We start from the raw sequence: 12,794 nt of genomic DNA on the forward strand, positions 1-12,794 counted from the left end.
GTACTTCTGACGCGGCCCCCTATTCGACGACGCGGAACGGCAGGGCCTCGAATCCATTGGCGTTATCGCGCCAGAAAGCAACCTCGCTCTCCGCGATGATCGCCCAGATGCGCGAATCCCCGGTGGAATGTTGCCGATCGGTCGCCGAAGGCACGCAAATCCCCGTAGGATGAGAGTGATAGTAGCCGATCACTTCCGGCCCACCCGCCCGCACCTCCTTGTGCGCCGCCAGCAGCACAACGGGGTCGATCTCGAAGTGAACATGGCGGTTTTCCGCCAGATTCGCCGCAGCCCGCGCTTCGTCTATCCGTTGACCGCGCCCCAGCAACAGTCCGCAGCATTCTTCGGGAGCAGCCCTGCGAGCATCTTCATGCAATGTTGCAAGAACACCACTTGTCAGTTCGACGATCATCCCCAAATCCTACGCGCAATGGGGGCGCTTACAAACATCATCGAAGGCGAAGTCGCCAGTGGCGGCCGGATCGACAAGGCCCTGGCCGAAGTCAGCGGCCTGTCGCGCGAACGCATCAAGGCGCTGATGGGTGAAGGCCGCGTCTCGCTCGCCGGAAAGCCCGTGGCACAGGCCTCGCTGAAAGTGGATGCCGGAACACCGTTTGCCATCGACGTGCCCGAGGCTACGCCCGCAGAGGCGGTGCCGCAGGACATTCCCCTTGTCGTGGTTTACGAGGACGAACACCTGATCATCGTGGACAAGCCCGCCGGACTCGTCGTCCACCCGGCCGCGGGCAATCTCGACGGAACGCTGGTGAACGCCCTGCTCCACCACTGCCGGGGCCAGTTGTCCGGCATCGGCGGCGTAGCGCGCCCCGGTATCGTCCACCGCATCGACAAGGACACTTCGGGGCTGCTCGTCGTCGCCAAGACCGACAAGGCGCACGAAGGGCTGGCCGTGCAGTTCGCCGATCACTCGATCGAACGCGCCTATCACGCCGTCGTCGGCGGCAGGCCGGTGCCGGTAGCCGGAACCGTGCGCGGCGCGATCGCCCGCTCGTCGCATGATCGCAAGAAGATGGCGCTGGTGGAGGACGGGCGCGGCAAGCACGCGATCACGCATTTCCGCACGCTGGAGGCGCTGCGCGGCGCCACTCTCGTCGAATGCAGGCTGGAAACGGGACGAACGCATCAGGTCCGTGTTCACATGGCGTCAATCGGTCATGCGCTATTGGGAGACCCTGTCTATGGGCGAACTCCTTCTCCGCTTCGACCGATTCTCTCCCGACTCGGTTTTTCCCGCCAAGCGCTCCACGCTGCGGAACTCGGGTTCGTTCACCCCGTTTCACAAGAAAGGGTCCATTTCGCCAGCTCGCTGCCCGACGACATGCGGACACTGATCGACGAACTGCGACACTGAAATCGCAAATCCATGCTAACGTATAGAGGTGGTCACAAGCTAAGACGCCTATGAAGGGTCCTAGACCGTGACCGACCTAGAAAGGACGGATGATCGTGAGCAATAATCGAAACCTGCCGAGTGTCCCGGCCCTGGGCGGTGAGCAAAGCCTCAACCGCTACCTGTCGGAGATCCGCAAGTTCCCGATCCTGGCTCCTGAGCAGGAATACATGCTGGCGAAGCGCTATTCGGAGCATCAGGATCCGGAAGCTGCAGCGCAGCTCGTCACCAGCCACCTGCGACTCGTTTCCAAGATCGCCATGGGCTATCGCGGCTACGGCCTCCCCGTGTCCGAGCTGATTTCCGAAGGGAACATCGGCCTGATGCAGGGCGTCAAGAAGTTCGAGCCCGAACGCGGCTTCCGCCTCGCGACTTATGCGATGTGGTGGATCAAGGCTTCGATCCAGGAATACATCCTGCGTTCGTGGAGCCTCGTGAAGATGGGCACCACCGCCGCGCAGAAGAAGCTGTTCTTCAACCTGCGCCGCATGAAGAAGAACCTCGACGCCTACGAGGACACCGACCTGCACCCCGACGACGTCGCCAAGATCGCGACGACGCTGGGCGTCTCGCAGACCGAGGTGGTCAACATGAACCGCCGCATGATGATGGGCGGCGATGCCTCGCTCAACGTCTCGCTGCGTGAAGAAGGCGAAGGCCAGTGGATGGACATCCTGCAGGATGACCGCCCGCTGCAGGACGAGACCGTCGCGGACGCCGAGGAAGCCTCGGTGCGCCACGACATGCTGATCGAGGCCATGGGTTCGCTCAACGAGCGCGAGCGCGACATCCTGACGGAGCGCCGCCTGACCGACGATCCCAAGACTCTGGAGGAATTGAGCCAGGTCTACTCGGTCAGCCGCGAGCGCGTGCGCCAGATCGAGGTGCGCGCCTTCGAGAAGCTGCAGAAGGCGATGAACCGCATCGCCGGTGAGAAGCGCCTGCTCCCGGCCTGATCCGGAGCAACCAGGCATAACGAGAGGCCGGGCCGTCCGCGAAGGATGGCCCGGTTTTTCTTTGCCCTCACGCCGCCTGCTCGCGCGGATGCAGCCGCAGCATCGGAACCCAGAACAGCGCCGCCACTGCAGCAGCTGCGAATATCCAGAACATGCCGGTGTAGCTTCCCGTCACGTCGTACATCAGTCCGTAGAGCGGCGGCGTCGCCAGCATCGCCAAAAGGATCGCGCCGGAGAGCATCCCCATCGCTCGCCCGACGCCGCGCTGACCGAAGATGCGCGGGGCGAGGTAGCTTTCGGCCGGAACCATCAGTCCGCCGAACAGCCCCGTAATCGCCACCCCCAGCGCGATCACGCCATAGCCTGCTTCCGCCTGCGTCAGGCAGACCATCCCCGCCGCGAATCCGCCAAGGCCGCAGAACATCAGCACTTTCGGCCCGACCTTGTCGGAAAGCGCCGCGAAGTTCAGCTTCGCGATGAACCCGCACGCGGAATATATCGAGATCAGCGGTGCCGCTTGCGCCGCCGTCGCCCCGGTATCGATGGCGAGCGGCGCCAAGTTCGTGATCATGCCTTTCAGGCCCGCTGTCACGATCGAGACGGTCAGGGCGATCATCCAGAAAGCCGGGTCGGTCAGGATTTCCCGCGCGGAGATCGGGTTCCTCGCCAGTTCTTCCCGCGCCTGCAGCGGCGGTTCGTCCGCGCCGTCGGGATTGAGGCGCTTGTCGGATGGCCGGTCCACCACCAGCATTGCCATCGGGATCGTCCAGAGCAGCAGCACGACGGCCAAGGCCCGCAAGGCAAGTCGCCACTCGAACGCCGCCATCAGACCGGAGATGATGAGCGGAAACACGAAGCCGCCTGCCGAAATCCCGGCAATGGCGATACCGACCGCCCTCCCCCGTTTCTGCGCGAACCAGCGCGAGAGCAGCACGGTGATCGCCACCGGCCCCATGAGTACGTTGGCGGGCGCGATCAGCACGGCGAAGATCACCAGTACTTGCGTGAAGGAGGCCGCGAGGGAAATCGCCACGTAGCCCGCCCCCAGGCACAGCCCGCCCGTCACCATCAGGCGGCGCAACGGAAAGCGGTCCATCAGCGTCCCCAGCAGCGGCGCCAGTACCGCGCTGGTGCCCGACATCACCGTCATCGCCAGCATTAGCACAGTGCGACTCGGCCGGAACTCGCGCGCCAGCGGCACCGCGACGATCGAGTACGTCGCCGCCACCATACCCGTCGCCGCCAACAGCATGAAGCCGACCGCGACCTGCCTCCACCCCAAGCCGAAGGATGCCGCCATGCGTCTGTTCTCCCGTTCCTCTTATGCGAGGATGTATCCGGGAGTATTGTCCATACTGCAAATGAAACGTCGATATTACGAATACATGTATCGGCCGGGCGTAGCGCGCGCCGGTGCTGGCGCAATGCCGGGCATTTCGACTAGAGAGAAGCTTCCCGACCGTTTCAGAGGCTTCCTGCGTCCATGCGTCTCCTTGCCAAGATCATCGTGTGGTTCATTGCGATCAGCGTGGGCCTGACGGTGCTCTACCGCTTTGTGCCGCCGCCGGTGACGGTGACGATGCTGGTAGACGGCAACGGCATCACCAAGGACTGGGTGCCGCTCAGCCGGATCGACCGCAACATGGTCGCCGCTGTGGTCGCCGCCGAGGATGGTAAGTTCTGCACGCATAACGGCTTCGACACGCAGGCCATCGAAAAGGCCATGGAGCGCAATGCCCGGGGAGGTCGTATCCGGGGCGGCTCGACGATCAGCCAGCAGACCGCGAAGAACGTGTTCCTGTGGCAGGGCGAAGGCTGGACCCGCTACTTACGCAAGGGCTTCGAGGTCTGGTTCACCTTCCTGATCGAGAACCTGTGGGACAAGCGCCGGATCATGGAGGTTTACCTCAACGTCGCCGAGACCGGCATCGGCACCTACGGCGTCGAGGCCGGGGCGCAGCGCTACTTCGGCAAGTCTGCCGCCAGTCTCTCTCCCGCCGAGGCAGGGCGCATGGCCGCTGCCCTGCCCAGCCCCAAGACCCGCTCGGTCAAGAGCCCCGCCGGTTTCACGCGGCGCTACGGCAATACGATCGCCGCGCGCATCGGCACCGTGAAGCGCGGCGGCTACGACGCCTGTGTCTACGAATAGGGCCATCCCTACCGCATCGACGCTCACCTGCCGGGCGGTTCCCTGCAGGGTGACAGGTTTACACGGTTTACACTGTCCAGCGGGGAAGGCGTCTCCTTGGGGCGGTAATCTGTCACCTTGCAAGGGTGAAGCGTCATCTTGTCCCGAGAAGGCGTCACCTTGCCCGCAGCTAGGCACTGCGCCAGAGCAGAACTCGAACTTGCGACAATCGCGTTTCATCGCGCGCATGTGGGAAATCGACAGGCGAGTTTTCATGTAAGCGTTCTACGCCCGCTCGCCGATGTAGGAAAACGGATCGCACCTGAACCTCGCCCTACTCCGGGCAAGAAAAAACGTGCCGGACCGGCAAAGAAAAAGGGGAGGAATCTTGCGGTCCCTCCCCTCTCTTTTTCCCTTACCGGATCGTGATGGATCAGAAGCCCATCACGAGGGTGGCGCTGACGGCGCGCGGCGAACCGAAGTTCACGAAGGCCGAGCTGGCCGACTGCGCGACCGCGCCGCTGAACGAGCCGACGTAGAACTTGTCGAACAGGTTCGTCACGTTGAGCTGGACCTCGCTGTTGGCGAGGCCGAGGCTCTGCAGCTTGTATCGCACGTTCATGTCAACCACAGTGTAGCTCTTGAACTTCGCACCCGAGTAACCGGTCGTACCGTTCGGACGGGTGAAACGATCACCGTTGATATCGTTCAGGAAGCGGTCGCCGGTATACTTGGCCTGTGCGCCAATCTGGAAATCACCGAGGGTGAGTTCCGCACGGCCGCCGACCAGCCATTCGGGAGCACCGCGCTCACGCTTGCCGCTGGTGCGCAGGTAGGCGTTGCCGTCCTGAACGTAGCACAGGTTGTCGAGAGCGATGTCGCTGGTTGCCGAGCAACTGCCCACCAGGATGTCGTTCTGGATTTCCGACTTGATGTACGACGCGAAGGCATAAAGCGACAGCGGCTGGATCGGATTGATCCCGAGGCTGGCATCCACACCGTACTTCTTGACCGGGCCGAGGTTGGTGTCGGTCGAGTTGCCGTCGATGTCGGTCGCGGTCACGATGCGGTTTTTGTACTTCGAGTACCAGCCCACGATCGATGCCTGGACCACGGGCGTGCTGTAGCGCAGGCTAAGGTCGAAGCTGTCCGAGGTTTCCGGGTTACGACGCGCGAGCGGATCGTTCGGAGCGTAGAAGAACGTACCGTAGAGCGCGTCGGTGCTCGGCGAAGAAATGTTCTTCGCGTAGCTGCCCGCCAGGCTCAGTTCCGGGGTCAGCTTGAACACGGCGCCGACGTTCGGCAGGACCTTGTCGTACCTGACGGTGCGCTTCAGCGGACCGACCGCACTCGGATTGGCGGCGAGGTAGGCGGGCACTTCGCTGGCGCCTACGCAGTTCACATTGCCGCTGGCGTCGGTGGTCACGCAGTTCTGGTTCAGCTCGCGGCTGAAGAACGGTGCACGCACGCCCAGCAGGACGGTCAGCGCTTCGTCGAAGAACTTGCCGCGATATTCGCCCGAGACCTGGTTCAGCGTCGCGTAGGACAGGCGGTCACGCTTGTCGATACGGTTGCCGTACTCGTCCAGGATCGGGTCGTTGATCGGGAAGACGTCGAACGGTTCGCCGTTGGTCTTCAGGAAGCCGCCCGGGCCGGTCTGGCGGTGGCGCGCGCGGTCGAAGCTGTACGACAGGCGGACGCTGTTATTCTCGTCCATCTCGTAGGCAAGGTTGGCGATCGCGATGAAACGGCGGGTGTTGGTCTGGCTCGGGGTGAGGATGCGAACCGCATCGCCCGAACCGGTCACGCCGTCACCGTTGAGGTCGACGTTGCCGTAGTAGTAGTAGGCTGCGCGGCTGCTGCTCAGGGTGGGCTCCGAACCGAAGAACACGCCGGTGTAGCCCTGCGAGTTGTAGCCTTCGATCCCGACGCTGGTGCCGCCGCCGTTGGCCTTGACGGTCTGGTAGGCCGCGTCGACCGAGAAGGTCAGCTTGTCGGTCAGGTGGAACAGCGAGTTCAGGCGGATGTTGCCGGTGTTCGACGGATTGTAGCGACGCTCGAACGACGAACCGCAGCCGTTGGGCGCGTCGGGGAAAGCGCCCGTGTAGCCCGGCGTGTCGCTGTTGGGACCGGTGGTGCAGGGAATGCCGCCGGCAACGTCGTAGAAGCGCTCGGACTTGTCGAGCGTGATCGCCTGCGCGCTCAGCGGCGAGCCGCCGAAGTTGTTGCGGTTCACGTTATAGTGACCGGCGATCGAGATGAAGTCGCCGTCCACACCGATCGGCTGATAGATCTTGGCGTTGAACTGTTTCTTCTCGACCTTGCCGTAGTTGGCGAAAGTGGCGCCATTGCGTGCATACGAACCCGAGAACCAGGCCTTGGTGCCGATCGAGGTGAACTCGCCGGTCTCGACCTTGGCGAAAAAGCGCTGGAACGAACGGTCTTCGCCGCCCGAACCCTTCGCGGCGATATCGCCGTAGGACATGCTGGTCATGACGCCGAACTGGTCGTCAGGAACCTTGGTGTTGATGTTGACGGTGCCGCCGACCGCCGCAGGCGTCGGGCTGTCCACGTCGGTCGAACCCAGGTTGACGTTGACGCGCTCGATCAGCTCGGCATCGACCTGCTGGTTCGAATAGATCGCATAGTTACCCGAGTCGTTGAGCGGGATACCGTCGAAGGTCTGCGAGATGCGGGTCGAATCGAAGCCGCGGATCGTGAACGAACCACCCGACGAACCCCAGGGGTCGTTGTTGGTGAAGCTGACGCCCGGCACCATGTTGATGATTTCGTTGACCGACTGGCCGGCGCGCTGCGCGCTGATCAGTTCCTGGCCGATCTCTACCTTCGCCTTGGGCGAGTCGGGCGTGCGCACGCCAATGGTCTGGTTCACGCGGCCGCCGGTCACGATGATGGTGTCGCCGTCGAAGTCGGCCGAACCGGTCGACTGCGCAAAAGCGGGAACCGCGAGGAAGGCGGCGCCAACGGCGATCGTGCTGGTCGCCGAGGAGAGGAGGGAGGTGAGTTTCATTTTATGCCCCTGATCTTGTCAGACTAGAGTGGTCACAATGTGCGACGAACGCTTCAGCCCCGCCGCATTTGCTGCGGCTGCTAAGAGCAGCGGGATATGACAACTTTCTGACGGTGGGGACTCAAATGCGTGCGCAAACGCGAAATTTTGTGACACAAGCGTAACACAACACAATTTATTGCAGAAAAACAAAAATATTTCAGTAGTTTATGGTGCGCGTGCGATATTGCACTGCGGCATAAATGTCACTGGAAAGGGAAAGTACTGCTGCGCCTGCAACACTGCAAAAACGTAACACGGCCGTGATGTTACGTCATCGCTTGATGCCGACCGGGCGCTCGTGCCACTCGTCGGCCATGAGCGCAGGTCATCATCACGGGCATCATCATGGGCATGGGCATAATCATGGCCACGGGCATCATCACACGCATGCGGCGCCGGCAAATCCCGGCCGCGCCTTCGCCATCGCTGTATCGCTGAACCTGATTTTCGTCATCGCCGAGGTCGTCGCTGGCTTCGTCAGCGGCTCCATGGCGCTGTTGGCGGATGCGGGGCACAACTTGTCGGACGTGCTGTCGTTGGCGCTCGCCTGGGCAGCGGCGGTGCTGTCGGCCCGCCCGCCTTCCGAGCGTTTCACTTACGGGCTCAAGAGTTCCTCGATCCTCGCCGCGATCGCCAACGCGGCGCTGCTGTGGGTCGCGATCGGCGCGATCCTGGTCGAGACAGTGCGTCGCCTCGCCGATCCCGAGCCGGTGGGTGGCACCACGATGATGATCGTCGCAGGGATAGGCATCGCGGTGAACGGCCTCTCCGCACTGCTCTTCGCCAAGGGCTCGAAGTCCGACCTGAACCTGCGGGCCGCCTTCGTGCACCTCATGGCCGATGCGCTGGTGTCGGTCGGCGTGGTGATCGCGGGGCTGCTGATCACCTGGACCGGCTGGGCGATCCTCGATCCGGTGACTTCGCTGGTCATCACCGTGGTCATCGCCTGGTCGAGCTGGGGCCTGCTGCGCGATTCGCTGCGGATGGGGATGCTGGGCGTGCCCGAAGGCATCGACGGCGTGCGCGTGCGCGCCTTCCTCGAAGCGCGCCCGGGGGTTGAGCGGGTCCACGACCTCCACATCTGGCCGATGAGCACGACCGAGACCGCCCTTACCGCGCACCTCGTCATGCCCGGCGGACAACCGGGCGACGGCTTCCTCCATGCGCTTGCCCATGACCTCGAGCACGCGTTCGGCATCGGCCACCCGACCATCCAGATCGAGACCGACGGCCACAGCCCCTGCGCGCTCGAGAGCGAGGCGGTCGTCTAGACGAACTCGTGCCGGGCGCCGAGGAAGTCCTCGGGCTGAATCGCGAAGCCCGGGCTTATGCAGCCCTGCGTGGTCAGGCGCAGCTTCAGCTTGTCAGCGAAATGCGCTTTCGCCCCGCCTGCATCGGCGACCTTCCAGACGAGCGCATAGATGCCGTTCTGCGCGGCTTTCAGGAAGGCACCGAGCGGGCCGCCCGCAAGGTCATCCGGCTGCACGAAAGCGACCCGCGTGTCGCCCACTTGCAGCAGGACCCGGCGGGCGGGTTGGGGCAGTTCGGTCCGGGCATCCTCCAGCACTTCGCCGTCGACGACCTCTGTGAAGAAGCGCAGCGCCGTCTCGATATCGGCGGTGACGCAGGCGATGTGGTCGAGGGCGGTGACGGTGCAGTGATGCCCTGCCCCAACGGCTGGGTTCCAGTTGCCCCGCTCCCACGGATCGTTGGGCATCGGCAGTTCGCACACTTCCAGTAGGACGCCGCCGGTCGATTCGGGCTTAACGAAGAAGAACACGCCGTAATCGGCGGCGACGGTGCAGCCCGCTTCACGGAAGGCGGCGCTGGCGGCCTCGCCGTCGGCGACCTTGATTTCGAACGAGTGGAACGCCTGCCCGATCCGTGCGAACTGGCGCGCGAAGGGCTTGGTCAGGTCCTCCGCATGACGCGGCGCCATCGGCTCCACCATGTGATCGGTGACGTAGAGCAGCGCGGCGTCGCGGTCCTCGGCGGGGAAGTAGTTCTCGGCAAAGACCAGCCCGCCCAGCGCATCCTGATAGAGCGCGCGGGCGGCATGGATGTCGCTGACCGCGTGGATCGTGTGGATTATCCGCGAAACCGGAATACGCGCAGCCATGAACCTCTCCCCTGCCTTTTCCGGCAGAGTGCGGGCACCTGCGAGCATTGCCAAGCCGCGCGCCACGCGTCCCGGCGATATCGCCCCCAACGAAAAAGGCCGCCCACCTTGCGGCGGACGGCGTTTTCATGATCGGTCAGTTGCGCTCTTAAGCCGCAGCTTCCGCCTTGTCACCCTTGAGCACGCGGACGGGTTCCTTGCGGCCCTCGACCACGTCCTTGTCGACGACGACTTCGGCGATGTCGCGCTCGGTCGGCAGGTCGAACATGGTGTCGAGCAGCAGCCCTTCCACGATCGAGCGCAGGCCGCGCGCGCCGGTCTTGCGCTCGATCGCCTTCTTGGCGATCGCTTCGAGCGCGTCGTCGGTGAAGGTCAGCTCCACGTCTTCCAGCTCGAACAGGCGCGCATACTGCTTGATCAGCGCGTTCTTCGGTTCCTTGAGGATCTTGACCAGCGCCTCGATGTCGAGGTCGTTGAGGGTCGCGATCACCGGCAGGCGGCCGACGAATTCAGGGATCAGGCCGAACTTGAGGAGATCTTCCGGCTCCGCCTTCTGGAGCAGTTCGCCCACGCGGCGCTTGTCCGGATCGGCGACATGCGCGCCGAAGCCGATCGAACGCTTCTGCAGGCGGTCGGCAATGATCTTGTCGAGGCCCGCGAAAGCGCCGCCGCAGATGAACAGGATGTTGGTCGTGTCCACCTGCAGGAATTCCTGCTGCGGATGCTTGCGACCACCCTGCGGCGGAACCGAGGCGGTGGTGCCTTCCATCAGCTTGAGCAGCGCCTGCTGCACACCCTCACCGGAAACGTCGCGCGTGATCGACGGGTTCTCGGCCTTGCGGCTGATCTTGTCGATCTCGTCGATGTAGACGATGCCCTGCTGCGCCTTCTCGACGTTGTAGTCGGACGCCTGCAGCAGCTTGAGGATGATGTTCTCCACGTCCTCGCCCACGTAGCCGGCTTCGGTCAGCGTGGTGGCGTCGGCCATCGTGAACGGCACGTCGAAGGTGCGCGCGAGCGTCTGCGCGAGCAGCGTCTTGCCCGAACCGGTCGGCCCGACCAGCAGGATGTTAGACTTCGACAGCTCGACGTCGCCCTGCTTGCCGCTGTGCTTGAGGCGCTTGTAGTGGTTGTGGACAGCCACCGACAGGACGCGCTTAGCGCGTTCCTGGCCGATCACGTAGTCGTTCAGCATCTCGCAGATGTCGCGCGGGGAGACGATCTCGCCTTCCTTGCGACCGGCAATGCCCGCCTTGGTTTCTTCGCGGATGATGTCGTTGCAAAGCTCGACACATTCATCGCAGATGAACACCGTTGGGCCCGCGATCAGCTTGCGCACTTCATGCTGCGACTTACCGCAGAAGCTGCAGTATAGGGTGCTTTTCGCGTCAGATCCGCTCAATTTCGTCATTTTCCGTCTTTAGCCTCCAACCGAGGCGACTCGCTCACTCTAGCCTGCCCGGGACCGGCTTTGCAATCCTACCGCCAAATGCTTGACGGAGACTGAAGGCGCCGGTCCCGCTTCAGGACGTTACGCTTCCGCCGGCTTGTCGCCGTCGGGGCGGGTCTCGAAGACCTTGTCGACGAGGCCGAATGCCAGCGCTTCGTCAGCTTCGAGGAACGTGTCGCGGTCCATCGCCTTCTCGATCTCGTCGAGCGACTTGCCGGTGTACTTCACGTAGAGATCGTTCAGGCGGCGGCGCATGCGCAGGATTTCGCGCGCCTGGATCTCGATGTCGCTGGCCATGCCCTGCGCACCGCCCGAGGGCTGGTGGACCATGATGCGCGCGTTCGGCAGCGCAATGCGCATGCCCGGTTCCCCTGCGGCGAGCAGGAAGCTGCCCATCGAGGCGGCCTGGCCGATGCACACGGTCGAGACGCGCGGCTTGATGTACTGCATGGTGTCGTGGATCGCCATGCCGGCCGTCACCACGCCGCCCGGCGAGTTGATGTACATCGAGATGTCCTTGGTCGGGTTTTCCGATTCCAGGAACAGCAGCTGCGCGACGATGAGCGAGGCCATGTGGTCTTCCACCTGGCCGGTGATGAACACGATGCGCTCACGCAGCAGGCGCGAGTAGATGTCGAACGAACGTTCGCCGCGGCTGGTCTGCTCGACGACCATCGGCACGAGTGCGCCCGTCACGGGATCGGTGGTGAACTTTCCTTGGGCGTTCGAAGCGCCGAACAGGTCGAGCATGGGAGTCCTCTTTGCGATTTTGCCTCGCCTATGTCGCGTGGCAATGCGCGATGTTCAAGGGGGTTAACCTATCAGGCGTGAATGGACGGGGGAGAAGCCGCTGGAGGCGCTACCCGAGGTCCACAAGGTGACGCAGGTTTACACGGTTTACACTGTCCAGAGGGAGAAGGTGTCACCTTGGGCCGGGAAGTGTCACCTTGTGAGGGGAAGTGTCACCTTGCGGTGTAACCTTGTGCGGTTTTGGGCGGTCGGATGGGGCATGCGGCGCAGTGTATGGGACGGCGTAGGATGTAGGAAAGCGGACTTTCCGGAAGCGCCCCATTGTGGACATGAGCATTCGTGCTCAAGATGCCGTATGCGGTCTTTTTCAGCAGTGGTGTCTATTGGGCTTCTCGTGGGATGTGGCAGCCCTCTATCACCTCAAGCCAAATACATGGCGGCAATTGATGAAGCCGTAGTTCTTCCCCACGACGCTCACCCAATTGCTGACTATGCGAAATATTATAGTCAGGGCCCCGACAATGACATCGTGGCTGTTTTCATTCTTCCTGACCTGCTTGCCCAGAAGGCTAATCAGGTCTGTGATAGGATGAAAGATGACCTCGCCCGTTCATCGCGTGTCCGCTGCGTTGCTGATGGAGTGCCGTTGATTAATGCCGGAGAGCGGTTTTGGCTGGAAGATTGGCAAAAGCTGCCGTGGATTTTCGACCCGAAATGTGGCGACATTTCTGTGGTGTTCGATAGGGATAACAGTCAGTTCAAAGAGGTTAGATGCACCGGCAAGGGCGCGCCCACGTAAGTCCGCAAACCACCCATTGCCGTCATCCCGCCCCCCCGGTCGCCCGCATCGAAAAACCCGCAATGGGCGCTGGCACCGCGACGCCGCTTCGGCCATCGTGCTGCGCTC

At 63.1% G+C, this 12,794-nt stretch carries 11 protein-coding genes; 5 read left to right on the plus strand and 6 right to left on the minus strand.

Annotated elements, in window-relative coordinates; translation table 11 throughout:
- Positions 1-19: 19 nt before the first annotated feature.
- The gene (locus BES08_RS08520) at positions 20-412 is read right to left on the minus strand and encodes a M67 family metallopeptidase (protein ID WP_037517688.1); all 393 of its coding nucleotides are present in this window, start codon (positions 410-412) and stop codon (positions 20-22) included.
- 18 nt (positions 413-430) lie between these two features.
- On the opposite strand from BES08_RS08520, the gene BES08_RS08525 reads away from it, so the two are divergent.
- The gene (locus tag BES08_RS08525; protein ID WP_069708094.1) at positions 431-1,372 is read left to right on the plus strand and encodes an RluA family pseudouridine synthase; all 942 of its coding nucleotides are present in this window, start codon (positions 431-433) and stop codon (positions 1,370-1,372) included.
- Positions 1,373-1,461: 89 nt separating this feature from the next.
- Complete coding sequence (gene rpoH / locus BES08_RS08530) at positions 1,462-2,367, plus strand: RNA polymerase sigma factor RpoH (RefSeq protein ID WP_036523631.1); 906 nt, start codon at positions 1,462-1,464, stop codon at positions 2,365-2,367.
- Positions 2,368-2,434: 67 nt separating this feature from the next.
- Here rpoH and BES08_RS08535 read toward each other — a convergent pair whose 3' ends face one another.
- Positions 2,435-3,667, minus strand: coding sequence for an MFS transporter (locus tag BES08_RS08535; RefSeq protein ID WP_069708095.1), 1,233 nt, complete (start codon positions 3,665-3,667; stop codon positions 2,435-2,437).
- Between the two features lie 183 nt (positions 3,668-3,850).
- On the opposite strand from BES08_RS08535, the gene mtgA reads away from it, so the two are divergent.
- Entirely contained in the window at positions 3,851-4,516 is a 666-nt protein-coding gene (mtgA, locus tag BES08_RS08540) for a monofunctional biosynthetic peptidoglycan transglycosylase (protein WP_069708096.1), read from the plus strand.
- A 412-nt stretch (positions 4,517-4,928) separates the two neighbouring features.
- On the opposite strand, the gene BES08_RS08545 is transcribed toward mtgA, so the two are convergent.
- On the minus strand, positions 4,929-7,526 hold the full coding sequence (locus BES08_RS08545; protein ID WP_069708097.1) for a TonB-dependent receptor: 2,598 nt from the start codon (positions 7,524-7,526) through the stop codon (positions 4,929-4,931).
- A 356-nt stretch (positions 7,527-7,882) separates the two neighbouring features.
- Between BES08_RS08545 and BES08_RS08550 the strand changes: the two genes are divergently transcribed.
- Positions 7,883-8,839: a cation diffusion facilitator family transporter gene (locus BES08_RS08550; RefSeq protein ID WP_069708098.1), complete on the plus strand. Its 957-nt coding sequence runs from the start codon at positions 7,883-7,885 to the stop codon at positions 8,837-8,839.
- On the opposite strand, the gene BES08_RS08555 is transcribed toward BES08_RS08550, so the two are convergent.
- The 3 genes from BES08_RS08555 to clpP all read right to left on the minus strand — a co-directional run bounded on the left by BES08_RS08555 (position 8,836) and on the right by clpP (position 11,887).
- Positions 8,836-9,687, minus strand: coding sequence for a VOC family protein (locus BES08_RS08555; RefSeq protein WP_069709198.1), 852 nt, complete (start codon positions 9,685-9,687; stop codon positions 8,836-8,838). The two genes, BES08_RS08550 and BES08_RS08555, sit on opposite strands and share 4 nt — an antisense overlap.
- Positions 9,688-9,835: 148 nt before the next feature.
- Positions 9,836-11,098 (minus strand): ATP-dependent Clp protease ATP-binding subunit ClpX, encoded by a 1,263-nt coding sequence (gene clpX, locus BES08_RS08560; protein ID WP_008828342.1) that lies wholly within the window; start codon positions 11,096-11,098, stop codon positions 9,836-9,838.
- Between the two features lie 120 nt (positions 11,099-11,218).
- Positions 11,219-11,887 (minus strand): ATP-dependent Clp endopeptidase proteolytic subunit ClpP, encoded by a 669-nt coding sequence (gene clpP / locus BES08_RS08565; RefSeq protein WP_008828343.1) that lies wholly within the window; start codon positions 11,885-11,887, stop codon positions 11,219-11,221.
- Positions 11,888-12,320: 433 nt separating this feature from the next.
- Here clpP and BES08_RS08570 point away from each other — a divergent pair, with 433 nt between their 5' ends.
- Positions 12,321-12,686, plus strand: a complete 366-nt coding sequence (locus BES08_RS08570) for a hypothetical protein (protein ID WP_069708099.1) — start codon at positions 12,321-12,323, stop codon at positions 12,684-12,686.
- Positions 12,687-12,794: the final 108 nt, after the last annotated feature.

It is taken from the genome of Novosphingobium resinovorum (genome assembly GCF_001742225.1).
In the GTDB taxonomy this organism is placed as follows: domain Bacteria; phylum Pseudomonadota; class Alphaproteobacteria; order Sphingomonadales; family Sphingomonadaceae; genus Novosphingobium; species Novosphingobium resinovorum_A.